Genomic DNA, 25,221 nt, shown 5'->3' on the forward strand with positions numbered 1-25,221 from the left:
GGGCCGTCGTACTCTTCCGCTGGTTTGCTCCAGAGATGGTCCCGGCTCGGGCATGATCAGGTGGCAAGCAGCGGTGGTAGCGAAGGGGCACCCGATGGCGGTTGTATCTGACGAGCAGGTGCAGCGGGGCCCGCGCACCGTGCAGCCTGCGGCCCTGCCGCAGGTCCCCGAACCGGGGCAGGTCGTCAATGTTCGGGGCTCCACCTGGGCTGTGACCGATGTGCGCCAGCAGGGCTTGCCGCGCAGCCCCGCCGACGAGGGCACTGCGCAGCTCACCCACGTGGTCAGTCTCCAGTCCCTCGAAGAGGACCGCCTGGGCGAGGAGCTCCCGGTGGTCTGGGAGCTGGAGGTCGGGCACACCGTCGCGCCCGATCAGGGTCTGCCGGAGACCATCGCAGTCGACGGCTTTGATGATCCGAACACGCTCGCCGCGTTCGTTGACGCCGTACGTTGGGGCGCGGTCACCTCCGCTGACGCCGACTCGTACCAGGCTCCGTTCCGCAGCGGCGCCAACGTCGAGGCGTATCAGCTGGAGCCACTGCGCCGCGCGCTCCAGTCTTCCCGCACGAACCTGCTGCTCGCCGACGACGTGGGTCTGGGCAAGACCATCGAGGCCGGCCTGGTCATTCAGGAGCTGCTGCTGCGGCACCGGGCTCGCTCGGTTGTCATCGTCTGCCCGCCGAGCCTTGCGCTGAAGTGGCGGGACGAGATGCGGGAGAAGTTCGGCCTGGACTTCGTGATCGTCAACAGCGAGCTGATGTCGCGGGTGCGGCGCAGCCACGGGCTGAACGTGAACCCGTTCCGGCTCTTCCCTCGGGTGATTGTGAGCCTGTCGTGGCTGCCGACGGTGCGTGCGCAGCGTCTGCTGCGCACGATCTACGCTGACGCACGAGACACGGCTACGGCCCGGCGATTCGCGTTCGATGTGCTCGTTGTCGATGAGGCCCACCATGTCGCGCCTGCTGGTCCGAGCGCGGCGCACGGGCATCGCGGGTACGCCGTGGACAGCCAGCGCACAGTGGCTACGCGCGAGCTGGCCGAGCGGTGCGAGCACCGCCTGTTCCTGTCGGCCACCCCGCACAACGGCTACCCGGAGTCGTTCACCGCGCTACTGGAGATGATCGACGGTCGGCGGTTCAGCCGCGGTGCCCTCCTTGACGAGAGAGCACTGCGCGAGGTGACCGTGCGTCGGCTGAAGACTGAGCTGAGGGACAAGGGCTTCAAGACCCGGCAGCTGAAGACCATCCCGTTCACTCCGGACGACGACGAGCAGCAGCAGTTCGCGGATCTGGAGCGCCTCCTCGCCGAGAGCGCCCGCGCCAACGGCAAGAAGCGCTCGGGTGACATCGTGGCGATGCTGCTGAAGAAGCGTTTCCTGTCCAGCCCATGGTCGTTCGCCCGCACGCTGGAGCTCTACGAGCAAGCCGCCGCAACGGGTCGGCTGCCGGATCTGGATGACGAGGACGACTACTACGAGGAAATCCTCGGCAGCCAGCAATCGGACGAGGAGGAGGGCCGGGAAGACCATCCGGAGTTCACTGCCCTGCGGCAGAGCAAGGGATCCGATCCGCTGATGGCCGCGAGCCCCCAGGAGATTTCCGCCCTGGTCTCGTGGGGTCGGCGTTTCGAGCACCGGCCCGATTCGCGTCTGACGGCGCTGATCGGCTTCCTCGACGCGATCTGCCGTCCGGACGGCAGCACCTGGACGAATGAGCGGGTGGTGGTGTTCACCGAGTACGCCGCCACCTTGGACTGGATCGCCGACGTGCTCACCCAACGCGGCTACGGCGAAGTGCTAGCCACCATCCAGGGATCCACGCCCACTGAGGAACGGGAGGAGATCCGCGCGCGCTTCACCGAGGACCCAAGCAAGGAGCGCGTGCGGGTGCTTGTCGCCACCGACTCGGCCGGCGAGGGCATCGACCTGCAGACGTACTGCCACCGGCTGGTCAACTTCGACGTCCCGTTCAACCCCTCCCGGCTTGAGCAGCGAATCGGGCGTATCGACCGCTACGGCCAGTACCACACGCCCGAGATCTACCACTTCGCGCCCGACTCGACCTCGGCGACCTATGCCGCGGACATGGACTTCATGCGCCGCATCGCGGAGAAGGTCGGCAACGTCGCCCACGACCTCGGCTCGGTCAACCAGATCATCGACGGCGAACTGCAGGAGCATTTCAGCCCAACCACGGCCACCCGCAAGAGCCGGGCCACCGACCGCGAGAGCGGCGACGCGATCATCACCCGAGCGCTGGCGGGCGGCATCGAGCTCAACCGCCGCCTCACCGAGCTGTCCCACACCTACGACCAGCGCAAGCTGGAAATGCACCTGACTCCCGGCAACGCCCGTCGCGTCGTGGACGCAGCTCTGGCGCTCACCGCACAGCCGCCGTTGATCGAGATCGGCGACGACCGCAGCGATGCAAGGGTGTTCGAGATCCCCTCGCTCGGGTCTGCGTGGCAACACGCCCTCGACGGGCTCGACACCCGCCTGAACCCTGGTGTCCTGCGCCCGATCACCTTCGACGACAAGGCTGCTCAGGACCGCACCGATCTGGTGCACGTGCACCTCGGCCACGCGCTGATGCAACGCTCGGCCCGGCTGCTGCGCAGCGCGCTGTTCAGCGTTGACTCCCCGGTGCACCGGGTCACCGCGGTCGTGGTCGAAGACCTGCCGCAGTCATGCGTGGCCGCCGTCTCCCGGCTGGTCCTGGTCGGGCGCGGCGGCCTGCGGCTACACGAGGAGGTTTTCCTAACCGGGATCCGCCTGCGCGGCCAGGCCATGGCCGAGGCCAAGGTGGAGGAGGTGCTCGACCAGGCCCTGGACGCGGAGCACCTGACCCTGGCTGACGAGGGCGTGCGAGTCACGCTCGCCCAGCTGTGGGACGCGGAGGACTCTCGGCTGCGGACCCGCTTGCTCAATGCTGTGGCGCGCAGGGCCGAGTCCCACCAGGAGCGGGTCACCGAGGCGCTGCGCACCCGCCAGACCTCGGATGTCTACCGTGCCCGGGAGATCTTCGCGGCCTTCCGGATCAACTTGGAAGAGTCCCGCGAGCGGCTGGCGCGGGAGATCCAGGCCCAGGAGGAATTGCTGTTCACCGACGACCAGCAGACACAGCGCCGCCGTGACCTGCTGGCCATGGAGGACCGGCTGGCAAACCTCCATGAGGAGGAGCAGCGCGAGATCGCCGCGATCGGCGAGCGCTACGCCGACGTCAAACCGCACGTGGCCGCCGCGGCCGTGGTCTTCGCGCTGACCCTGGCCGACGCCGAAGCAGGGAGGGTCAAGTCATGAGGCGCAAGTCCGCCGGACCAACGCGGTCCACCGCCGACCTCCACCGCGCGTGGCTGGAACTGGTGGACGCCGACGGGCCGTTCCTGTCCGTCCCCGCCCTCAAACGCGTTTGGCAGCAGGGGATGCCGCAGCTCGGTGCCGACCAAGCGGCTCTGCTCAAGGACGCCAAGCCGGCGTTCGAGAAGGCATGGGAAGGCTGGGACCTGCACCGGGACGACCCGTCCGCGCTCGACCGCTACCGCGAGGCCCGCGATGCCTGGGTCGAACTGGTCCTGCGGAACATCTTCGGCTGGGGCGACCACTACACCACCGACCTGACCGGGGCCGCATTCGCCGAGGTGGCCGACGGCGTGCGGTCACCCAACTACGCCGTGACGGCGACGCCCACTGGAGCGCTCGCCTACGGCGGGACGATCGGCGCGCTCGTCCTCGTGGTCGACCCGGTGGACTCGCTGCGCGACCCACTGGACGACGGCTGGGCGACCAGCCCGATCGACCGCATGGAGGAACTCCTGCGGCATGGGAAAGTCCCCATCGGCGTCGTCACCGACGGACGTTGGTGGGCGGTCGTCAGCGCCCGCAAGGACACCATAGTCGCCTCCGGCATCGTCGATGCCCAGACCTGGATCGAGGAGCCCCAGACCCGCAACGCCTTCGTCGAACTGCTCCGGCTCCGGCGGCTGCTCGGCGGGCGGCCCGAGGACCGCCTGACCGAGCTGTTCGGCGAGTCGGTCGCCGCAGCCGAAGAGATCACCGAAGCGCTCGGCGTCCAGGTGCGGCGCGCGGTCGAGCTGCTCGTCCAGGCCCTGTCGGAGGCCGGCCTGGACGCCGTCCGCCACGGCGAGCCCGACCCCCTGCCGACGGACCGCGAGGAGGTCTACGAGGCCGCCGTGACGGTGATGATGCGCGTGGTCTTCCTGCTCTTCGCCGAGGAACGCGGCCTGCTTCCGCAGAGCCGGCTGTTCGCGATGGGCTACGGGATCAGCGACGAACTGGATGCCCTCGACCGCCGCGAACGCGAAGAGGGCGGCGAAACACTTGACGGCACCCACCTGACCTGGCACCGGCTGCTGGCAACCTCGCAAGCGCTCTCACATGGCGCCTCGTTCGAGGACCTGCGCCTGCCTTCTTACGGCGGCTCGCTCTTCGACCCCGACCGGTTCCCGTTCCTCACCGCACGCAGTCCCCGCGACACGCTGGCCATCACGGTCACCGACCGGGTCATGCTGGAGGTGCTGCGCGCGGTGCAGATGGCCCAGCTGCGGGGCGAGCCGGCGCGGCGGATCTCCTTCCGCGACATCGATGTCGAGCAGATCGGCTACATCTACGAGGGCCTGCTCGGCTACTCCAGTAAGGAGGTCGACGACAACGAGGTCACCGTCGGCCTCGTCGGCAAGGCCGGCGAGGAACCGGAGATGCCGCTCGCCGAGCTGGAGGCCCTGGCCGCCCGCTACCGCGACCCGGCTAAGCTGGCCGACGCCATCCTGGCCTGGGTCAAGGACCACCAGCCCGCCGCCAAACCGCCGTCCAAAACCGCGCTGGCCAAGACGATCCGCGGGAGCGAGGAGGTCGAGGACGCCGACCGCGCTCTGCGCGCCATCACCACCGACGAGGCACTACGCGCCCGCCTGCGGCCCTTCATGGGCATCATCCGCCGGGACCTGCGCAACCGACCCTTCGTCGTGGAGCCCGGCGGCGTACTGCTCGTCGAAACCCCGTCCCGCGCCACGGCAGGCGCCCACTACACCCCGCGCAAGCTGGCCGAGGAGGTCGTCCAGCACGCCCTGGAGCCGCTGGTCTTCAACCCCGGACCGCACCAGACAGCCGACCGCGACGCCTGGCGGCCGGTGTCGTCCGACGACATCCTCGACCTCAAGGTCGCCGACATCGCCTGCGGCTCCGGCGCATTCCTCGTTGCCGCCGCGCGATACCTAGCCGCCCGGCTCGTCGAGGCGTGGCGCCGCGAGGGCGTGGCAAGCGGGACGGCGCACGACCTGTACGTCCACGCGATAAGGACAGTGGTCGCGAGGTGCCTCTACGGCGCGGACATCAACGCTATGGCCGTGGAGATGTGCAAGCTGTCGCTCTGGCTAGTCTCCCTCGACCCCAAGCTGCCATTCTCCTTCGTCGACGATAAGGTGCTGCACGGTAATTCCCTGCTCGGCCTTACCGACACCGAGCAGCTCCGGGCACTTCACATCACCCCTACCAAGGCGGCAGCGACACCACTCTTCGACCTCGGCGAGGGCACCGAGGCGATCCGCTACCTCGACATCGACGGCGTGCTCGCCCGGGCGACGAGACTGCGTCAGAACCTTGCGAGCGAGGTCAACGACGACGACCCGCAGCGCTCGGCAACTACGAAGCGACGGCAGTGGCGCGAGTACCAGGAGCTGATCCGCCAACTCGCGGGCGTCGCCGACGGGGTGATCGCTGCCGGGCTCCGGCTCGGCGGCAAGCCCGGCAAGGTCCTGACCGAGGCATATCAAGACCTCCGCATCGCCGTCGGCCTGGCCCACCCTGCGGACGGCAGCGAGCCCAACCGCACAATGCTCGACGGCATCCTCGCCGCCGGGCTCACCCCAACAGTCCAGACAGACTACGAGCGCTGGAGGCCACTGCACTGGATCCTCGCCGTGCCGGACGTGATGGACCGTGGCGGCTTCGACGCGATCATCGGGAACCCGCCGTTCCTGGGTGGGCAGAAGATCACCGGTGCGATGGGCACCAACGTGCGCGACTGGTTCGTTAACGTGCTGGCGTCCGGGCAGCGGGGCAGTGCCGACGGCGTTGCCTACTTTTTCCTGCGCGCCATGGCGCTGCTGACGCGCCGAGGCAATCTCGGCCTTATCGCAACGAACACGGTCGCCCAGGGTGCAAGCAGGGAAGTCGGGCTCGACCAGATGGTCGCTAATGGGTTCACGATTACCCGAGCAATCCAGAGCCGGTCATGGCCGGCATCCAGCGCCAACCTGGAGTACGCCGCGGTGTGGGGAACCCGCGCTCCTGTTGCCCCGAATGTGCCGCGAGTAGCGGATGATCTCGCCGTGCCGCAGATCTCTACACTCCTGGAGCCCACAGGTCGCATCAGTGGCACTCCCGTGCGACTGCGCGAGAACGTCGGCGGCGTGTTCATCGGGTGCTACGTTCTCGGGATGGGATTCGTGCTGGAACCCGAGGAGGCCGCCGCGTGGGTCGAAGCCGATCCGAAGAATGACGAAGTACTGTTCCCGTATTTGAATGGCGAAGACCTCAATTCTCGTGCAGATGCCTCTCCTTCCCGCTGGGTCATCGACTTCAATGAAATGACCCTAGATGCCGCTGCTTCGTATGAACTGCCAATGCAACGCGTTGAGAAGGCAGTCAGACCCGAACGCGCACGCAACAAGAACAAGCAACGGCGAGAGATCTGGTGGCGATTTACACGGAATGCTCCAGCTATGCGGAAAGCGATTTCGGGGCTGGATGAGATGCTCGTCATCGCCCGGATCAGCAAGACGGTGATGCCCCTGCGGATCCGCACCGGACTTGTACCGAGCGAGCTGATTGTCGTGTTCGCAACAGATTCATTCGCAGACCAGGCAGTGCTTTCGTCGACTCCGCACTGGCTATGGGCAGTCAAGAACTCGTCGACACTTGAGTCGCGAGTGAACTACTCACCTTCGAATGCTTTCACTACTTTCTCCCGCCCGAAGCCGACCGAACAGCTGGCTGAAATCGGCAAAGTCCTGGACACCGAGCGCCGCGAGATTATGCTGCGTCGTAATCTCGGCCTGACCAAGCTCTACAACCTGATCAACGACCCGGACATCGCCGACTCGGCTGATCCCAATGTGGCGCGCCTACGGCAGATCCATGTCGCGCTGGACGAGGCGGTTATGGACGCCTACGGCTGGGGTGATGTCCCACTTGAGCACGGGTTCCACGCCTACCGGCAGATGCGGCGATGGACGGTCAGCCCGGCGGCTCGAGTGGTGATCCTGGACCGGTTGCTGGAGGAGAATCACCGCCGCGCCACCGCCCAGGGCGAGGCACCACCCACGCCCGAGGGCGAGGACGAGATCGAGGGTGAGAACGAGTGAGCACACCCAGCGGGAAATCGGCGGCCGCATCCGCCGCTTCGGACGCCCCGTCCATGGACCAGCCGGAGTACCGGCTCGTATGCGAGCCGGACGGGCGCTCGTGGACGGTGCGGGAGAATCTGGTCGATGTCCTGGAGCGGGAACTGCTTGGCCCGGCGGGAGGTCCCGAGGAGGTACTGGACGCAGCGCCGGACGCTGCGTACCTCGTCGGCCGGATCGCCCCATTCAAGCTAACCGTCAGCCGCGACGACCCGCAGGACGCCGACGCGAACGAGCCGACCACCGATGTCGGTGACGCCGTAGACGCTGACGAGGGTCGCGGTGTGCCCGTCACGGCCGTCGATGAGAGCGGCTCGGGCGCCGACGAGGATGCCGGCGTGGAAGATCAGCCGCAGCAGCGCGGACTGATGATCCCCGCGTCAATGGGTCTGCGCTGCCAGATCCCGTCTGACCTCGACTCGTTCACCGTCACCGCCTCCTGGGGACTGTACGAGCCGGTCAAGGTGGAGTCCGAGGCAACTGATGGCGGGCGCGTCCGCCGCTACAAGCGCACGCCCATCGAGATCGTCACCAAGGTCGCCGTCGCCGACCTCAAAGCAGGGGCCACAACGGAGTTCCCGCTGAAGGACAAGGTCGTGCTGCGCGTCGACCAGCACGACGACGAGGCGCGGGGCTGCCTGATCGTCGAGGTGGCGTTGTGCAACGACCGGGAGACGCCGCGCAAGATCCCGGTCGAGGCGTGGCTGTACCAGACCAAGCTGGCCGTGGACGCCGGTGGCGCCGAGGTGTTCCTCCCCGTCGCCGATTTTGTGGAGGACACCCGCTATGAGCGGGTCGACGAACTGCGGCGCCTGAATCTGCAGTACCGAGACCGGCTGGAGTTCGCCGTCGGGCGCACGTGCTCGGTGGACTGGAAGGTGGCGGCGGGCGCACGCCGGGCCAGCGAGCTGTGGACGACGTGGCTGCCAACCTGTCAGACGCCGCAGACCACGGCGGAAGAGATCGGCGAGGCGCTGCTGGACATGACCATGCTTGCCACGGCGAGCCAGGAAGAACTGCGGGCCGGCTTGGAGCCGATCGTCCGCGAGTACGCAGCCTGGCTGGATGGCGAAGAGCGTCGTGCCGAGGTTCTGCCGGAACACCTGCGGGGCGAGGGGCTCGACGCGGTCAGCGAGGCGCGTAAAGTCCAGCGCCAGCTCGCCGAGGGTCTGGAGCACCTGCTCGTTGACGACGAGGCGCTGCGCTGCTTCCAGTTCATGAATCGAGTGATGGCGGATCAGCGCATCCATACCCAGGTGGCCGAGCACCGGGCAAAGCACCCGCAGGTGAGCATCGAGCAGGCCCGCGCCGCTGTGCTCGCCGACAAGGGCGCGAAGGCGCATTCGTGGCGTACGTTCCAGTTGGCCTTCATTCTCATGCAGCTGCCGCTGCTCACCGATCCGGCGGCAGAGAAGCGCTCCGGCGATCTGGCGAAGGCGCAGCTGCTGTTCTTCCCGACCGGTGGCGGCAAGACCGAGGCGTATCTGGGTCTGGCGGCCTACACCTTCGCGATCCGGCGGCGCCAGGCCACCGTCGTGACTCCGGACGGCCTGTTGGACGGCGGCTCAGGCGTGGCTGTGCTGATGCGGTACACGCTACGGCTGCTGACGGCGCAGCAGTTCCAGCGGGCGACGGCGCTGGTCTGCGCGGCGGAGCTGGCGCGCAAGGCAGAGCCGGAGACGTGGGGCGAGGAGCCGTTCCGGATCGGGCTGTGGGTGGGCACAGATGTGAGCCCGAAACGGTTCGAGGAGGCGGCAACGCAGCTGGAGAAAGCCAACAACCGCTCGGGCTATAGGTTGACGGTGCTGCAGATCCAGCGGTGTCCGTGGTGCGGCAGCAAGATCGGTGCCCGGGAGGTCAAGGCGGTCAAGGCGTCCCGTCGGGTACACGTGTACTGCGGGGACGAACTTGCGGGCTGCCCGTTTGCAGAGGGTGGCGAGGTGATTGAGGGGCTGCCGGTACTTACGGTGGACGAGGAGATCTACCGGCTCACCCCGGCGTTCGTCATCGCCACTGTGGACAAATTCGCCCGCCTGGCGCGGGAAGGGGAGGCTGCCTCCCTGTTCGGCTACGTGTCCCGGCTCTGCGGGCGGCATGGTTACGTGCACCCGGACTCCCGGTACTGCGAGCTGACCGATAACGGCAGGCATCCGGCCAAGGACGGTCTGCCTGCCACAGGACTTCGGCCAGCCGGGCGGCTGCGTCCTCCGGACCTGATCATCCAGGACGAGCTGCACCTGATCACCGGGGCGCTCGGGACGACGGTGGGCCTGTTCGAGGTGGCGATCGACGTCATGGCAGGCTGGCGAGACGCGCAGGGCCGGGCGGTCCGGCCACTGTTGGTCGCCTCCACCGCCACTGCCCGCAACGCGGATGATCAGGTGCGCGCCCTCTATGGTCGGTACGTGACGATCTTCCCGCCGCAGGTACTCGACGCCGGAAGGACGTTCTTCTCCAAGGAGGAGCCCGTCTCGGAGCACTTCCCAGGTCGGCGCTATGTGGGGATCAGCACTACAGGGGTCCGGCTGACCACAGCGGAGATCCGGGTCGCCGAGGTTCTCATGGCCGGCGCACAGCTGCTGCTCGACCGGTCTGGCTCGGCCGCCGATCCCTACATGACCCTGGTCGGCTACTTCAGCGCCACCCGCGAACTGGCCGGCATGGCCCGCTACATGGGCGACGACATCCAGACCGCGCTCTTCAAGCGGCGGCCGTGGTCGAAGCTGCCCCGCCGTACCGGTACGGACTACGGGACGCTCAACACCGCGGAGCTGACCTCACGCGTGGCCAGCGCCGACATCACCACCACGCTGGATCAGATGGCGGTGCCGTTCGACCCCGTCTTCGACTCCGCGTCCGGTAAGCGAGAGCTGCGCGCGCTGCGCGAGGCGGGCAAGCCGACGCCCAGCCGCGAGGTGAGCCCGTACGACGCGATCCTGGCCACATCGATGCTGCAGGTGGGCGTGGACGTCACCCGGCTCGGGCTGATGCTCGTGGTCGGACAGCCGAAGAACACGGCGGAGTACATCCAGGCGTCCTCGCGCGTGGGACGTTCCGGAGACAAGCCGGGGCTTGTGGTTACGCTAGGCAACTGGGCCCGGCCGCGCGATCTCGCGCACTTCGAGCAGTTCCGGCACTACCACGAGACCTTCTACGCCCGGGTGGAGGCGCTGTCGGTCACACCGTTCTCGGTCACCTCGCTGGAGCGCGGCCTGGACGGCGTTCTGGTCAGTGCGGCCCGGGTCCTCGATGCCGTCCGGCCTGACGGCTTGTCGCCCGAGCAACACGCGGGCCGGATCACGGCCGAGCGCGACTTCGCGGAGGCGCTGATCGACGCGCTGGTAGCGCGGGTGCGGCGCGCATCCGACGAGAACGCGGCCGAACGGGCGCGTCAGCGTCTGCGCAACCGGCTCGACCAGTGGGAAAACCGGCGCACGTATCTGGCGCGCCTGCGTAAGGGCCTGGTTTACGAGCGGGCTTCGGACGAAGCCCACTTCGGACCACTCATGATCAGTGCCGAGAACGCCCGCTCCGGGGCGGACAAGAAGGACGCTCCACCGTTCGTCGTGGCCAACTCGATGCGCGAGGTGCAGCCGGAGATCAACCTCCTGGTGAGCCCGATCAAGGAGAATCTGATCTTCGTGGAACCGCCCGGCACCCCAAGCTGGAACTTCGCTCCGCCCAAGGAGGACTCGTGACCACCGAACCCCTTGCCGAGACACGGTTCCTCTACGACGCGTCCAACGCCGTCGATCCGCTGGGCGACGCCGAGCGGGAGTCGGACGAGGGCCGCAAGCACAACAGGGCCAAGGTCGGCTCGGGCCGCCCGTCCTCCCTGCTGTACACCTACGGTCCGGGCGCGATCATGGACCTTCCCCAGTTCACGGTCATGCCTTCTGGTCTCGACGACTGGGACCGGATCTGGCGTCGCCGCGACGGCATCCCGCAGATCCGTGCACCTCGGCTGCGTCAGGCCGTGGCGATGCTGCTGCGCTCGCGGGACATCCAGTTGCGGCCCTTCCCCTGGCAGGCGAAGAAGATGAGCCTGTCCACCGAGGGCAACGACCTGGGTGTGCCAGCCCGCGTGTTCCCGCAGTGGCTGCGATGCACCGGCTGCGACATGCTCGGCAGCCTCGCGCAGTTCGACTACCGCAACACTCACCCCTACCGCACCGACCTAGCCTGCTTCGAGCACACCCGGTGCACCGGCCGAGCTGGTGACCGCATGCGCAGGCCGACCCGCCGCCCGGCGGTGCCGGCCCGCTACCTGCTGGCCTGCGTCGACGGTCATCTCGACGAGTTCCCCTACGAGCGTTGGGTCCATCAGGGCCAGCAATGCGACAAGGCAGAGTTCCCGGCGCTGAAGATGGTAGACCGCACCGCCGGCAAGGGTGCCTCGGCCGTGATCCACTGCGAGTCCTGCGGCGCACGGCGGCCTATGAACGAGGCCCAGGGCGAAGCCGGACGGTCCAAGCTGCCGCGCTGCCGCGGGCGCCACCCGCACCTGGACGCGTTCGAGCCGGGCGGATGCGGCAACGAGACCCGGCTGATGCTCGTCGGTGCCTCCAACCTGTGGTTCCCGGCGACTCACTCGATCATCGTGATGCCGGAGTCCTCGGAGGAGCGCAAGAGCGACCTCGCCGACCAGATCCGCGCCACCCTGGGCGAGAAGCTCGCGAAGTACCGCGACGACCTCGAGACCCTGCGGGACGTGTTGGACGGCAAGGTCGACGTCACCGATCTGTCGGACACGGAACTGGCGGAGGCGGTCGCGGCGGCTGGCGCGCCTGCGGCCTCCGAGGCGGAGCAGGAAGAGCGCATCCGCACCTGGGATCCCGTGGACCTCCTCGTTCCAGAATGGCTCTACCTGCAAAAGGATGTGCTCGGACCCGGGGTTGAGGACCCGGCCAGCGGGCTGACGCTCTCGAAACGAGAGTGCGATCCCGGCCTGCCGCCGCAGATCGCCCGCGTGCTCGCGGTCGAAAAGCTGCGCAAGGTCAACGCCTTGATCGGCTTCACCCGGATCGACGCCATGGACCGGGTCGGCGACCTGCCGCGTCGGCTCGTTCCGTTGACCCGTAGTGCCCGTCCGGCCTGGACCGTCGCCACAGAGGACCGCGGGGAGGGCATCTTCCTGCAGCTGGACGATCAAGCGGTCACCGCGTGGGAGGAGCGGATCGCGACCAGCGACATCTGGCGGGCGCACCGTGACGCCCATCGGCGCAACTTCCACCGCCGTTTCTCCGAGACGGCCGTCGAGGTCGACCCCGACACCCGGCTGAAGCCGCCGCGCTACTGGCTCGTCCACACCATCGCCCACGTGCTGATTCGCGAACTGGCCATGACCTGCGGTTACTCAGCGGCCAGCCTGAGCGAACGCCTGTACGCCTGGCCGGAATCCGAGGGACGGGCCGCCGCCGCCGGCCTGCTGATCTGCACCACCGCCTCGGACAGCGACGGCACGCTCGGCGGCCTGGTACAGCTGAGCGAGCCCCCGCACCTGCAGGGGGTCGTCTCCCGCGCTCTCTATCGAGCAACGCGGTGCTCCTCGGACCCGATCTGCGCCACGCGCACGCCGCAGGACCCCGAGGACTTCCTCCACGGCGCCGCCTGCCACTGCTGCGGCATGGCCTCCGAGACCTCCTGTGAACGGGCTAACCGCTTCCTCGACCGGCGCTTCCTCGTCGACCTACCCGGGAGCAACCTTGGCTTCTTCGACCACGCCGATTAACGCGGCGGCGGCAAGGCAGCTCGGGCAGTTCCTCACCGGCACCGAAGCCCGGGAGCTCGCCGACCGGCTCACCGACGGCGACACCCTGACGGCGGCCCTCAAGGTGATCGCCGCCGGACGCCGACCCGAGGTGCGAGCGCTGCTGGAAAGGGGTTCTGGGCCAGGATCGCCCGGCACAGGCCAGGTCGTGGCCATGCTCCGAGCCGTGGAAGGAGCGCGGTCGATCACTACCTCCCTCGACCCGCTCTGGACCATGCCCGGCCACCTCGCCCAGTCCGGTCCGCTGACCAGTTCCGTCGCACACCTCGTCGATAGCGCCCGTCAGTCCGTCACCTGTTCGACCTTCAACTTCCAACGTTCGTCAGAGCTCTGGGGAGCGCTGGGCCGAGCGGCTGGCCGTCCAGAGATCGACGTGCGGATCTATCTCGATTCCCAAGCAGCCGACCGGAACTCCAAGCCCGGGTCACCGACCACAGCAGAGGTGGCCGCACACCTTCGCCCAGGAATCGTCCTACGCACGAGGGAGTTCGATGGAGGACCAGTGCGCAACCACGCTAAGTTCCTTGCCATCGATCACCGATTTCTCCTGGTCACCAGCGCCAACTTCTCCTGGAGTGCGGAGTACGGCAACGTCGAGTTCGGAGTCCTCATCGACAACCCCAATCTGACCGAGTCCGTCGAGCGAGAGATTTATCGGGTCGAAGACCAGCTCTACGAGCGCGTTTGATCCGCCGGTCTCGCCGAATCGTGCACGTCACTGGTGCTTGGGCCTGAGTTACACAGGGACCGGGGTACCCAAAACGCCCTGCAGGACAGCCCCTGCGGCAGACGATGCTTCCACCATCTGCCGGAGCGACTCACCGTGGAGGTAGCGGTAGCTCTGCGGCGGGTGGAACGGTCCGGCAGCCCGAAGCGCGCTGAGCGGAACCGGTTCCTCGAAGGTAACCGGTTCCGTAAGTGTGAGACCGCTTGCCTGCGAAGCGCCGCTCATGTACTCGTCGAACTCGCGCCTGCTGATGCCCGTTTGCGCGCGGTGTGCTGACCAGACCTCCCGAGGAGAGCCGACATGGACAGCAGCGACCAGAGCCGCTCCGACTAGGGCCATGGTGGGAGCAGTGGCGTAGAGCACGACGGGCGTGCCCGGCGGGACGGCGACGCGCTGTCGACGCACCTCCACGGTCTTACTGCCGGCGAGAATAGCGGTGGCGAAACGGGGGTGGACGGACAGCAGCATCGCGCGCTCCGGCTCGTTCACGTCCTTCGATGCCCTTCTTCGTAGATCGCTTGGAACAGCCTGTTGTCGATCTTCGTCAGCGAGATCAGGGACAACGGTAGGCCCAGGTCACCGGCAAACGACTTCAGCTGTCGCAGCGTCACCGGTTTGGGGAAGATCTCAGTGTCCGAGAATCGCAAGGCCATCGCTCGACCTGAGCCCTCGTGGGCGATCTCGCGGACCTCGGCTCGACCATATACGCCCAGGTGTTCGAATCTAGCGAACAGGGTGTCAGCTGTGTCGATCACCACCTCGTCCAAGCGCGAACAACCGATCACCATCTGCCCGTCCTGGCCGGGCAATCCCTCGCTGACGTACCAGAGCAGGCGGCCCGGGACGCTCTCGTTCCGGTGCCCGGGTGACCGGTAGTAGACATGCTCGCGACTGATTCCCAACTCGCTGCTCCGCGGCAGCAGCATCGCGGGAACGTTGAACAGCTCCGTGGACCACCGCGGTTTGATGGGCGCCATGAAGGAGGGCATCAGAGAGTCCGTGACCTTGGCCGGCCACCAGGCCCGCTCCACAGCTCCCGTCACCTCGGCCGACAGCCCTGCCTGGAGGACTGTCGCGTTACGCCCCAGGGCACGAGCGGCCTCCGCAGCGGACTTCGTGACTGCATCGGCCGTCCCGATCACGTCGACGAGCAGGGCCGCTTGGCCTCCTTGGTGCTCGAAGAACCCATCACTGCCGGCAGCAGCCTTTGCGACGGGCGAGATGAATTCGTCCGAGATGTGTACGGCTCGAGCGCCCCGCTCACGGCCCAGGCGCTTCAGCCCGAAGAGCAACTGTCGGGCCAGGGTCTGCTCCAACCGGTGAGAAGCCGTCCGCAGGAGGGGCACGATCAACGTTCGGCCGTCCATGGCCCATGCGTACAGAGCGACCGGTCTGCCGTCTCCGTCACGGAGGAGCTCCCGGCGCCACACGACAGCATCCTCGGCGAGCGCCCGAAGGCGCCGTGCGAACACCGAGCCGTTGTCGCTGCTCGACTGGTCGAAGAAGGCGACTAGTTCGCCCTCGGTGCCCGGAGGAACCTCTCCAACGCGAAACTCGGTGCCCATGAGATCAGCCGGCCTGTAGACCTGGGCCTGGTGCAGTTCGTCCACGTGAAGCGTGACGACCGACGGATGGACGACCCGCACTCCGGCGATGTCCCATGCCACATCCGCCAACCCGGTGAGCAGCGGATCACGTGTGACGAGTACCTGGAGTCCCGCACACGAAGTCTCGGCCACGTACCTTACGCACCGCTCCAGTTCGGACCCTGCGGACAGGTCGACCCCGGCGCCGCGGGCCGCCTCGAGCAACTCACGGCTTCTGGCAGCCACGGGTTCCGAAGCAGGAGTGATCTGGCGCAGCCCAGACAGGGCAGCCCGCTGATGCTTGCGCTCCGCCGCGTCAGCGATCTCACGGACGTCACGGAACAACTGAGGGGTGAAGGCCAGCTCCACGAGATCCGCCAGCCAGCCGGCTTCCAGTGCCTCTGACTCCAGCGCTCCGGGTGAAGGAGTCAGCCCGCGCAGGTCCGCGAACACTCCATGGTCAACCACGATGGTCAGCGCATCGCTCTCGACGTCGGTGAAGAGGTCCGGATGACTGTGGTCAAGCCACCATCCGTCCAGGTCATCGCCGTTCTTGCTGCGGCCCCGCACCTCGCCACGCGGGACGAAGCCGAGACTCGTCCACATCTCCGTGAGCCCATAGTCGCGTCGGCACTTGACCTTGATCCCGAGTCGCTGCGAGTACCTGGTCCGGATGGTCTCCACCAGCAGGCGGGCCACACCTTCACCGCGGCGTTCCTCGGCGACACACAGGTGAGTCAACCGGACATGTGGGCTCCGCTTGGGAAGTCCGCAAAGCGCGTAGCCGATCACCTCGTCACCATCGACAGCGATCAGCAGGCCCCCCTCGTCTGCGGCGTTCTGGTAGACGGGTGGAGTCAACAGGCCCAGTGTCTTGGTGTAGCGATTCCCCAGCGCGATCGCCGCCTCGATCAGTTCCTCCTGCGTACCGGACGCCGGCACGATCTTGATCCCCATCAGTCCCCTCCCGAGAGATGCCACCCAGTCTCGCCTCTTCAGCGGCACCGACACGGAGATTCGTGTGAATCAAGGAGCGGTCTGTTGCCTGTTGGCGCTTCCAGCCCGCCCCGGTTGACGCCAACGCTGACGCCAACCGGCCCGAACGATGGCGTCCGACGGCAGCCTTCCACGGACGGCAGAATCACCTAAACCAGGGCATCCCGACGCTCCGGCTTGGCCTGAAAAGCGGAAGGTCGCCGGTTCGACCCCGGCCCTGGCCACATAGCCTGAACAGGCGCGATGCCCTCGAAGCAGACAGCTTCGGGGGCATCTTTGTGCTGTTTGACGCCAACGACACAGCGGGCGGTCAGGACCTCTCCGCGTCTTGCCGCAGCGGCGCCGGCCCCACCGTCACGCCGCGTCGGCGTGACGGTGGGGCACGAAGCGCATCGTCGTTCTTCCGCCCAGAGGGGCCAGCCGGATGTCCAATCCGTCTCGGAAAGCGCAGCGATCAGCGGCGCCAGCGCCTTCGTCCTGGGCCGCTTCCGAGGCTCTGGGGCGGGCGGGCCGGCCTCGGCGGCAACCGCGAGCAGGTCTGCGTCGACACGCAGGAAGTCCGCGAGCGCTCGCTGCGGTGCGGTGAGTCGGTCGAGCCCGGCCGGGACCGGGGGCTCGACTACTTCCCGGTGAGCCTCCTCGTCGTCGTCCTGCAGCGCCCAAGCGCCGACGGCGGACAGCCACGCGAGGTACAGGGCGCGGTGATCCCCGGAAGCCAGCTCGGCCCGCACCCCGGCGATAGCAGCGAGCGAGTCCTCGGCACCCTCCTCCCAGTCCCCACCCTCGTCCTCGCTGCGCAGGTCCAGAACGAGGTGGGTCTGGGTCGTCCATGCCTCGACGCACTCGTCGAAGCAGTACGGCTCCAGCGCCCGCAGCGTGAACTGCCCCTTGGGTACGCGCAGGATCACCTGGTGGGTGCCCCAGTTGGTCAGATAGAGGTGAGCGTCGTAGTACTGCTCCACCATCCGCCTCGGATCACCGCGGAAGTCGCCCCACTGATATTCGTTGGTGAAGCTGGTCGCGGTGATCCGGGCTCGGGTGGACAGCGCCCGCAGTTGTTCCTGCTCGTCGCTGGTCAGCGGCCGGTCGATCGCCAGGAACTCGTAGTACTGGTACTCGCTCATCGCTGGGACCCTAGCGGGACCCCTGACCCCCGATGATGGAATCGACCAGGCTCAAAGCGGGCAGGAAGCGACGACGGATCCCGAGCAGCCACACACCGTCGAACAGATCCGAGTCCTCGTCAGCTGGATCGGCCCGGGACGAAAACTCACCCGGACGGGAAGGTCGCTCTCGCGGATGCCCGGGCCCTGATCGCTCTCCTTGAGACCGGCGACACCATCGACCCGGCTATCGGTGACAGGACGTTCGAGACCAAGTCCAGCCAGGAGCTGTACCACCTGAACCTGCTGGTGGAATGGGCCAAGGCGGCCCGGCTGCTTCGGGTCACCGGCGGCCGTCTGGTACCCGTCAAGAAGAACGCGCGCCTGCTGGAGGACCCCGACCGCGACGTGGACCGCCTCCTCGCTGCGCTCAGAGGCCTCGGGGCCGCCCAGCAGACTGGCAAGTCCGTCACTCTCACCTCAGCCGGCCGTCAAGCCATGGCCCGGGGGCCCGGGTCCGCGGGGAGCTACGCGCTGGTGACCCGGTCTACGAACTCCGCTTCCAGCTCTCGGACGTGGATCAGCCGTCTGTCTGGCGTCTCGTCCAGGTACCGGCAGGCATCCGCCTCGACAGGCTGCACCAGGTCATCCAGGCCGCCATGGGCCGGCAGAACTGTCACCTGCACGCGTTCAGCGCGAACAGCGTCCAGTACGGACGCCGTTCCTCTGAACTCGACTTCGGCGGCCCGGGCGGGTGTGAGGGCCTCAAGCGAACCCTCCAGGACTCCGCCGACCCGGAGCACGAGGGCCTGCCTCGCCGGCTCGGCCTCAGGACAACAGCCGACTTCGACCCGGCCCACTTCGTCCTGCCCGCGATCAACCAACAACCGCGCACCCTCGACTGACGAACACAGTCCGGTCCCGAGACTCCCGTTGGCTCCAACCGCACAGCGGACGGTCCGGAGCGATCGGGGCCTCGCGGGGGGCCGGAGAACGGGCGCCGCGGCGAACACCGCGCACGAGCACTGTCGGCCCGGGCCCCGGACTACTCTGAGGGGGTTGCCCGGCGCACCCCAGGAGACACCCCTCATGAACCCGGAGCACTTCGCACTCCTCGAAGAAGCCCGACGGAGCCTGCCCGACGGGTTCAAGGTGGAGATCTCGGGCGACACCATCGTCATGATGGTCAGCCCCTCGGGGATCCACCAGCGAAACCTGCTGCTGGTCCGCCGCCAGTTCGACAGGCACGCCCCGGTCGATCTGCTGCCGAGCGAGAACACCGACCTGGTGTCACCCCACGTCGGCAAGAGCCGCAACCCGGACCTGACGTACCTTCCGAGCGAGGCACTGGAAACGACCGACAACCAGGTCCCGTCCGAGTTCGCCGCCATCGCCGTCGAGCTCGTCTCCCCCTCGAACCCGGAGAACGACTGGGTGGGGAAGGTGCGCGACTACCCGTTGATGGGCATCCCGCTGTACCTGCTGGTCGACGCCAGGCAGAAGACCGTCACCCTGTTCAGCCGGCCCGACGGTACGAAGTACCACCGCCGTGAGGACATCGAGTTCGGCGAGACGCTGCACATCCCCGAGCCGTTCGACTTCGACCTGATCACGAGCGACCTACTGCCGTACTGACCCACGCCTGCTCGCACTGCCCACCACCGGTTGACGCCAACACCGACGCCGACCGGCTCGGACAGCGGCGCTCGACAACGGCCTCTCCTGGACGGCAGAAGCGTTCGAACCGGGACACCCCGGAGCGCATGGGCGGTTTCTAGCGGTCGTTCCGCCGCCGGCCGCGCCGGGCGGCCCGGGTCAGGGTGTCCGGTCGATCAGGGCGGCCAGGCCGTCGAGGATGCGCGGGAGGCCGAACTCGTAGGCGTGGTCGGCGTTGTAGGCGCCGCCCTGGGCCTGGCCGGCGGCGGCGCCGACGCGGGTGGCGACGGGGTAGCGGGCGGGGTCGAGGACGCGGGCGAGGAGGTCGGCGTTGGCCTCCCACCACTGCTGGTCGCTCATCGCGCTGTCCTGCTGGGCGGCGCGTTCGTCGGCGGCCGCCCGGGCGCAGGTCTGGACGAAGCCGAGCAGGTGGGTGAGGGCGGCGTCGAGGCTGACGTCGTCGAGGCCGGTGTCCTCGAGGGCGGAGAGCTCGTACTCGTACTTGGCCATCAGGCCGGGGCCGAGCGGCGGGCGGGTGGTGGGGACGGCGGCGGTCCAGGGGTGGGCGGCGTACAGGGCCCGGTTGTCGTCGGCGACGGCGGTGGCGCGGGCCCGCCAGCCGGGGCCGGCGGGGGTGGTGCGGGGCATCGTGGCGTAGAGGGTGTCGAGCATCAGGTCGAGCAGTTCGGCCTTGCCGGGGACGTAGGTGTAGAGCGCCATCGGGGAGAGGCCGAGTTCCTGGGCGACCCGGCGCATGGTGACGGCGTCCAGCCCTTCGGCGTCGGCGATCCGGGTGGCGGTGGCGGCGATCGCGGCCGGTGAGTGGGCCTGCCGGGGGCCGCGCCGACCGCCGGTGGCGGCGGTGGGGACGCCCCAGAGCAGGGCGAGGGTGTGCGCGGGGTCTCCGGCGCTGCTCCGGTTGCTGGCCATGCGGGGGATTCTCCCATGCAAAAATCTCCGTACTATGTATAGTGTACTGCGTACGGAGATGATGGACCGCATCTCGCGCCGCGCATCCCGGGCCGCGCCCGCGCACGCCCGTACGCATACGCATGACCGATCCGGAAGGACTCCCCTTGAAGATCAATCGATCCGCCGTGTCCCTGACCGTCGAGGACGTCCCGGCCTCCGCCGCCTTCTTCTCCGAGCACCTCGGCTTCCGGGAGGAGATGTCCGCCGACGGCTTCGTCTCGCTCGGCCACCCGGACGCCGGGCTCAACGTGGTCCTGCTCCGCCGCGGCCTGGAGGTCCTGCCCGAGGGCTTCCGCGACCAGCACGCGGCCGGGCTGATCCTGGCCTTCACCGTGGACGACGCCGCCGGCGCCGAGGCCCGGCTGCGGGAGGCCGGGGCGCCGATCACCATGCCGCTGCGCGACGAGCCCTGGGGCGAGCGGCTGTTCCAGACCACCGACCCGAACGGCGTGGTGGTCCAGTTCGTCGAGTGGCTGACCCCCGCCGAGGCCATCGCCGGGGCGTGACGGGCAGGGGAGTCGGCCCGCCCCGGCACCGGGGCGGGCCCGTCAGCGCAGCTTGCGCCGCACCGCCTTGCGGGTGTTGCGCACCCGCCGGTGCATCCGCTGGACGTTGGCCAGGGTGTGCACCCGGCCGGCCACGGTCAGGCGGTACTTGAGGCGCAGGAAGGGCGGGAGGGCGGCGAGGCGGTCGGCCCCGATGGCGCTGACCAGCCGGGTGACGTGCCGGTGGTAGGCGTACCGGTAGTCGTGGTCGCCGTCGGGGACGGTCCAGAAGAACATCGGGATCTCCTCGACCAGGGTGTTGTGGTCGTAGGCCCGCAGGTGCTCGCGGAAGACGGGTTCGGGCCGGTCGAGCAGCCAGCCGCGGACGAGTTCGATGGAGCGGACCCGGTCGGCGAGGCCGCGCGGGTCGGTGCGGCGCTGGGTGATCGAGCTGTCGCCGTCCTCGCGGATCCGCCAGTGGTAGATCGGCTCGGACAGCACGTCGACGCTCTTCGCCAGGAAGTGGTGCGGGACGCTGACGGGGGCGTCCTCGTAGAGCATGCCCTCGGGGTAGTCCAGGCCGGCGGCGGCGTGGAAGGAGCGCCGGTAGACCTTGTTCCAGGCGGTGCGGTCGGTGACCAGCGAGGGGTGCTCGCTGACGTGGGTGCGCAGCCGGGTCTCGGCGAACGGGCGGACGTGGACGTGCGAGGGCTCCAGCCCGGCGGTGCGCAGCCGCAGCACGTTGCCGGTGGCGAAGTCGGATCCGGTGCTGTCCAGGGTCTCGACCATCAGCCGGTAGGCGTCCGGCGGCAGCACGTCGTCGCTGTCGACGAAGGCCAGGTACTCGGTGCCGGGGTCGAGGTGGCGCACGCCGGTGTTGCGGGCGGCGCCGAGGCCCTGGTTCTGCTGCCGGACCAGGCGGAACCGCGGGTCGCGCCCGGCGTACCGCTCGGCGATGGCGGCGCTGCTGTCGGTGGAGCCGTCGTCGACCATGACGCACTCGAGGTCGGCGAAGGTCTGCTCGGCGATCGAGTCCAGGCAGGCGGCGAGGTAGCGCTCGACGTTGTACACCGGGACGACGACGGAGAGGCGGGGGGCCATCGGCTGCGCGGCCTTTCGAAAGGGCACCCCGGAGGACGGCCGGGAGGGCCGCCGGGAATGCCGCCGGGCGCGAACCCGCGAAGCGTATCCAACCCCAACAACATTGCGGGAAACGGAAGATGGCGCGAAGGTAGCGGAGGAATCCGCTCCGAAGGCCCGCCGACCGGCGGGCGCGCGAACGAGCGCGAACGAGCGCGAACGAGCGCGAACAACCGAGCGCCGCTGCCCACCCCCGTGGGGCAACGGCGCCCGAGCATCCGGATGCCGATCCTGCCGACCTGGTCCACGGTGTGTCAACTATCGTGGATTTTTCAACGAAGGTCCCGATCGTCGGGCGACCGACCGCCACGTTTTGGGCACGAATCCCCCAACGATCGTGCAGAACAGGACCATCGAGGGATACGCCCGGGGGTAAGGAGCCTCTATGATCCGGCACATGCCCCAGGAAACCCCCCGCGCCGAAGCCCCGGACTTCGCCAGCCGCTTCCGGCGCCTGATAGCGGTGATCTACCCCAAGGACCTCGGCCGTCCCTGGCGGGACAGCGAGATCGCCGAAGGCACCGGGCTGAGCGGAACGTACATCGGCAACCTGCGCAAGGGCACCCAGAAGCCGAGCCTGGAGAACGCCGTCCGGATCGCCAAGTTCTTCGGCGTCCCGCTCGACTACTTCTCCGATTCGGAGACCGCCCGCGCGGTGGAGCAGGACCTGCGCAAGATCGAGGCGCTGCGGGACGCCCGGGTCGAGCGGATCGCCATGCGGGCGGCCGGGCTGCCGCCGGAGATGCAGGACGCCGCACTCACTATTGTGGAGCAGTTGCGGCGGGCCGTGGGCCTGAACGACGGGCAGCCGGACGAGGCCGGCCCGGAGACGTGACGGAGCGCCAGCAGGTGCCGCTGGGACACTGGCGGCTGCCGGAAGGGGTCGACGTGCGGGGTGTGGGAAGCGGACTGGGCCGGACCCGCCGCCGGATGCGGGCGGTTGCGCGCGACCTGCGCCTGCCGCCGCTGAGCACCGTCGAGGAGCTGTGCGCGGCGGTCTCCGCGCACCTGGACCGGCCGATCCGGATCGCCCCGCGCCGGATGCGGGTCGGCGAGCCCTCCGGCTTCGTCGAGCGCCTGCCCGCCGAGGACGTCGTCCACGTCGAGCAGGAGACCTCCGGACTGCACCGGGCGCACATCGTCTGCCACGAACTGGCCCACCTGCTGTGCGGCCACCTGACCGAGCCCGCGCTGCTCGACCCGGACACCGCCCGGGTCGAACTGCCCACCATCGACCCGGAGATGCTCCGGCTGGTGCTCGGCCGCTCGCACTACGACGACGCCGCCGAGGAGGAGGCCGAGGTGCTCGGCGCCGAACTGATGCGCATCCTGGTGCTCGCACCCGGCGCCGGCACCACCTCGCAGCTCGCCCCCGCGCTGGAGCACCGCAAAGGACAGCATGTCTGAACTGCCGTACAACCTGGTCTACTTGGGTATCGGCAGCGCTGCCTGGCTGGTCGCCGCACTGAAGCTGCGGGCCTGGCGGCGCGACCCGTCCTTCGGCCTGCTGGTGGTCGCCCTGGCGATCGCCTCCCCGGCCACCGCCTTCCTGCTGGCCTCCCCGCTGCTGTACCGGGGCATCGGGCACCTCACCGGCGTCGGCAACCTGGCCACCCTGTTCGTCTACCTCGGCATCGTCGGCTTCTCCGCCGCCGCCGTGGTCCTCGCCCTGGTCTGGACCCCGCCCGAGGAACGCGCCGGCGCCCTGATGTGGGCGCCGCTGGACGACCGGCTGCGGCAGCGGGTGCGCCGCCGCACCGCGGTGTTCGCCGCCCTCGTCCCCGTCCTGGCCGTGCTGTTCCTGGCCGGTGGCCCGTACCGGCCCGAGACCCCGCTGACCTTCGACACCACCTTCGCGCCGCGCACCGCCACCGCCCTGTTCCTGGCGCTCTACCAGGGCCTGTTCGCCTACGCGCTGATCGACATCGGCCGGGTCTGCCTCGGCCACGCCGCCCGGCTGCCCGAGGGCTGGCTGCGCCGCGGCATCCGGCTGATCGCCCTCGGCGCGCTCACCGCCTGCGGCTACGTGCTGTGCAAGATCGCCGCGATCGCCCTCGCCCACGCGGGCGTCGAAGGCACCGAGTGGCTCAGCACCGCGCTCGGCCCGGCCTTCGCCGCGCTCGGCGCGATCGGCATCACCTGCGGCTTCGCCGGCCCGGCCGGCGCCGCGTGGGCCGTGCGCCGCCGCGACTTCCGCGCCCTGCGCCCGCTCTGGGACCTGGTCTACCGGGCCGACCGCCGCCTCGCCCTGGAGGGCCCGCCCTCCCCCGCCTGGCGCGAACGCCTCGCCCTGCGCGACCTCGAATGGCGCACCACCCGGCGCGGCCTGGAGATCCGGGACGGCCAGCTGACGCTCCGTCCGTTCGTCGACCCCGCCGCCGTCCACGCCGCGCAGCGCCTGGCCGGCCGCGCCTCGCTCGCCCCCAGCCACCGCGACGCCCTGGTGGTCGCCGCCGCGATGCGCTCCGCCGTCGCCGCCCTCGCCGCCGGGACCGTCCCCCGCCCCCGCGAGGAGCAGCCCGCCCTGCCCGGCCTGGACACCGCGCCCGCCGAGGAACGCGCCCACCTCGTCCTGGTCGCCTCCTACCTGCGCTCCCCGCTGCTGGACCGCGCCCTGGAACCCCTCGCGTGAGCACCCCCGCACCGCCCCGGGACGCGTTCGCCGCCCTCGTCCTGCACCGGCGCCCGCAACGCTCCCGGGTCGGCCTGACGCTCGGCTTCGTGCGCACCTTCGCCGTCCCCGAGATCGCCGAAGTCCTGGACCGCACCGGCAAGTTGGCGTCCGCCCCGAAGGCCCGCGCGAAGGCCACCGGCGCCATGATGTTCGCCCTCATCGGCCACGGCGTGGACAGCCCGGACGGGCAGCGGATCGTCGCCGAACTCGCCGCGATGCACCGGCTCCCCGGCGTGGACGCCGAGCTGATGCGCTACGTGCTGGCCTGCTTCACCGTCTGCCCGGTCGAGTTCGCGGACGGCACCCCCGCCGAGCGCGAGGCGGCCGCCGCCTTCGCCGCCGACCTCGCCGCGGCCCTGCACCTCCCGCCGCCGCCCGGGCCCGACCTGGCCGGAACGGCCGCCTGGATGCGGGAGTTCGAGACCGCGAGGTTCGCCCCCAGCGAGGCCGGCCGCCGCCTCTGGCACACCGTCGCCCCGCTCTTCGCCGCCCGCCTCCCCCGCCGCCTCGCCCGCCACGCCCCCGCCTTCGCCGCGGCCCTGCTCGACGCCCCGCTGCGCGCCGCCTTCGCCCTCCCCCGGCCACCGCTCCCGCTGCGCGCCGCCGCCCGCCTCGCCTTCCACCTCACCCGCTGAACCGCCCGTCCGGCCGCCGGCCGGACCGCCCACCGACCGGCCGGACCGCCCGGCGGCC

The 25,221-nt window shown here is 69.2% G+C and carries 17 protein-coding genes; 12 read left to right on the forward strand and 5 right to left on the reverse strand.

The window, feature by feature from the left end:
• Positions 1–94 precede the first annotated feature (94 nt).
• From drmD to drmC, 5 genes are read left to right on the forward strand one after another with little or no spacing between them, the layout of a single operon-like run.
• Complete coding sequence (gene drmD / locus IH44_RS0110705) at positions 95–3,298, forward strand: DISARM system SNF2-like helicase DrmD (RefSeq protein ID WP_030459227.1); 3,204 nt, start codon at positions 95–97, stop codon at positions 3,296–3,298.
• Positions 3,295–7,380 carry a DNA methyltransferase gene (locus IH44_RS0110710; protein ID WP_035954667.1) on the forward strand — a complete coding sequence of 1,362 codons (4,086 nt, stop codon included), beginning with the start codon at positions 3,295–3,297 and terminating at the stop codon, positions 7,378–7,380. The genes drmD and IH44_RS0110710 overlap by 4 nt, the downstream gene beginning before the upstream one ends.
• Positions 7,377–11,117, forward strand: a complete 3,741-nt coding sequence (gene drmA, locus IH44_RS0110715) for a DISARM system helicase DrmA (RefSeq protein WP_232794893.1) — start codon at positions 7,377–7,379, stop codon at positions 11,115–11,117. The genes IH44_RS0110710 and drmA overlap by 4 nt, the downstream gene beginning before the upstream one ends.
• Entirely contained in the window at positions 11,114–13,150 is a 2,037-nt protein-coding gene (gene drmB / locus IH44_RS0110720; RefSeq protein WP_030459230.1) for a DUF1998 domain-containing protein, read from the forward strand. The genes drmA and drmB overlap by 4 nt, the downstream gene beginning before the upstream one ends.
• Positions 13,125–13,877, forward strand: a complete 753-nt coding sequence (drmC, locus tag IH44_RS0110725; protein ID WP_030459231.1) for a DISARM system phospholipase D-like protein DrmC — start codon at positions 13,125–13,127, stop codon at positions 13,875–13,877. The genes drmB and drmC overlap by 26 nt, the downstream gene beginning before the upstream one ends.
• A 48-nt stretch (positions 13,878–13,925) precedes the next feature.
• Here drmC and IH44_RS0110730 read toward each other — a convergent pair whose 3' ends face one another.
• The 3 genes from IH44_RS0110730 to IH44_RS0110740 all read right to left on the reverse strand — a co-directional run bounded on the left by IH44_RS0110730 (position 13,926) and on the right by IH44_RS0110740 (position 17,622).
• Positions 13,926–14,405, reverse strand: coding sequence for an ASCH domain-containing protein (locus IH44_RS0110730; protein WP_232794894.1), 480 nt, complete (start codon positions 14,403–14,405; stop codon positions 13,926–13,928).
• Entirely contained in the window at positions 14,402–16,459 is a 2,058-nt protein-coding gene (locus tag IH44_RS0110735; protein ID WP_030459233.1) for a GNAT family N-acetyltransferase, read from the reverse strand. The genes IH44_RS0110730 and IH44_RS0110735 overlap by 4 nt, the downstream gene beginning before the upstream one ends.
• A 188-nt stretch (positions 16,460–16,647) precedes the next feature.
• Positions 16,648–17,622, reverse strand: coding sequence for a hypothetical protein (locus tag IH44_RS0110740; protein ID WP_051816748.1), 975 nt, complete (start codon positions 17,620–17,622; stop codon positions 16,648–16,650).
• 554 nt (positions 17,623–18,176) lie between these two features.
• Between IH44_RS0110740 and IH44_RS47850 the strand changes: the two genes are divergently transcribed.
• Positions 18,177–18,506: a hypothetical protein gene (locus tag IH44_RS47850; protein ID WP_030459235.1), complete on the forward strand. Its 330-nt coding sequence runs from the start codon at positions 18,177–18,179 to the stop codon at positions 18,504–18,506.
• A 184-nt stretch (positions 18,507–18,690) separates the two neighbouring features.
• A complete protein-coding gene (locus IH44_RS0110750) occupies positions 18,691–19,236 on the forward strand; it encodes a Uma2 family endonuclease (protein ID WP_030459236.1) in 546 nt (181 codons plus the stop codon).
• A gap of 180 nt (positions 19,237–19,416) precedes the next feature.
• Here IH44_RS0110750 and IH44_RS0110755 read toward each other — a convergent pair whose 3' ends face one another.
• Positions 19,417–20,187: a TetR/AcrR family transcriptional regulator gene (locus IH44_RS0110755; protein WP_030459237.1), complete on the reverse strand. Its 771-nt coding sequence runs from the start codon at positions 20,185–20,187 to the stop codon at positions 19,417–19,419.
• Between the two features lie 146 nt (positions 20,188–20,333).
• Between IH44_RS0110755 and IH44_RS0110760 the strand changes: the two genes are divergently transcribed.
• Positions 20,334–20,735 carry a VOC family protein gene (locus IH44_RS0110760; protein ID WP_030459238.1) on the forward strand — a complete coding sequence of 134 codons (402 nt, stop codon included), beginning with the start codon at positions 20,334–20,336 and terminating at the stop codon, positions 20,733–20,735.
• 42 nt (positions 20,736–20,777) lie between these two features.
• Here the strand turns inward: IH44_RS0110760 and IH44_RS0110765 are convergent, their stop codons facing one another.
• Complete coding sequence (locus tag IH44_RS0110765) at positions 20,778–21,815, reverse strand: glycosyltransferase (protein ID WP_030459239.1); 1,038 nt, start codon at positions 21,813–21,815, stop codon at positions 20,778–20,780.
• Between the two features lie 436 nt (positions 21,816–22,251).
• On the opposite strand from IH44_RS0110765, the gene IH44_RS0110770 reads away from it, so the two are divergent.
• From IH44_RS0110770 to IH44_RS0110785, 4 genes are read left to right on the forward strand one after another with little or no spacing between them, the layout of a single operon-like run.
• Positions 22,252–22,689, forward strand: a complete 438-nt coding sequence (locus tag IH44_RS0110770; RefSeq protein WP_063759586.1) for a helix-turn-helix transcriptional regulator — start codon at positions 22,252–22,254, stop codon at positions 22,687–22,689.
• Complete coding sequence (locus IH44_RS42590) at positions 22,686–23,261, forward strand: hypothetical protein (RefSeq protein WP_051816750.1); 576 nt, start codon at positions 22,686–22,688, stop codon at positions 23,259–23,261. Before IH44_RS0110770 ends, IH44_RS42590 begins: the two co-directional genes overlap by 4 nt.
• Complete coding sequence (locus IH44_RS0110780) at positions 23,254–24,486, forward strand: MAB_1171c family putative transporter (protein WP_030459242.1); 1,233 nt, start codon at positions 23,254–23,256, stop codon at positions 24,484–24,486. The genes IH44_RS42590 and IH44_RS0110780 overlap by 8 nt, the downstream gene beginning before the upstream one ends.
• The gene (locus IH44_RS0110785; protein ID WP_051816751.1) at positions 24,483–25,163 is read left to right on the forward strand and encodes a DUF2236 domain-containing protein; all 681 of its coding nucleotides are present in this window, start codon (positions 24,483–24,485) and stop codon (positions 25,161–25,163) included. The genes IH44_RS0110780 and IH44_RS0110785 overlap by 4 nt, the downstream gene beginning before the upstream one ends.
• Positions 25,164–25,221: the final 58 nt, after the last annotated feature.

Origin of the sequence: Kitasatospora sp. NRRL B-11411, from assembly GCF_000721345.1 — a bacterium.
In the GTDB taxonomy this organism is placed as follows: Bacteria; Actinomycetota; Actinomycetes; order Streptomycetales; family Streptomycetaceae; genus Kitasatospora; species Kitasatospora cineracea.

Coding starts and splice junctions, on each gene's coding strand:
- IH44_RS0110755 (WP_030459237.1), bottom strand. CDS start 20,187: ATGGCCAGCAACCGGAGCAGCGCCGGAGACCCCGCGCACACCCTCGCC.
- IH44_RS0110780 (WP_030459242.1), top strand. CDS start 23,254: ATGTCTGAACTGCCGTACAACCTGGTCTACTTGGGTATCGGCAGCGCT.
- IH44_RS0110765 (WP_030459239.1), bottom strand. CDS start 21,815: ATGGCCCCCCGCCTCTCCGTCGTCGTCCCGGTGTACAACGTCGAGCGC.
- IH44_RS0110750 (WP_030459236.1), top strand. CDS start 18,691: ATGAACCCGGAGCACTTCGCACTCCTCGAAGAAGCCCGACGGAGCCTG.
- drmD (WP_030459227.1), top strand. CDS start 95: ATGGCGGTTGTATCTGACGAGCAGGTGCAGCGGGGCCCGCGCACCGTG.
- IH44_RS0110710 (WP_035954667.1), top strand. CDS start 3,295: ATGAGGCGCAAGTCCGCCGGACCAACGCGGTCCACCGCCGACCTCCAC.
- IH44_RS0110735 (WP_030459233.1), bottom strand. CDS start 16,459: ATGGGGATCAAGATCGTGCCGGCGTCCGGTACGCAGGAGGAACTGATC.
- IH44_RS0110770 (WP_063759586.1), top strand. CDS start 22,252: ATGCCCCAGGAAACCCCCCGCGCCGAAGCCCCGGACTTCGCCAGCCGC.
- IH44_RS0110740 (WP_051816748.1), bottom strand. CDS start 17,622: ATGAGCGAGTACCAGTACTACGAGTTCCTGGCGATCGACCGGCCGCTG.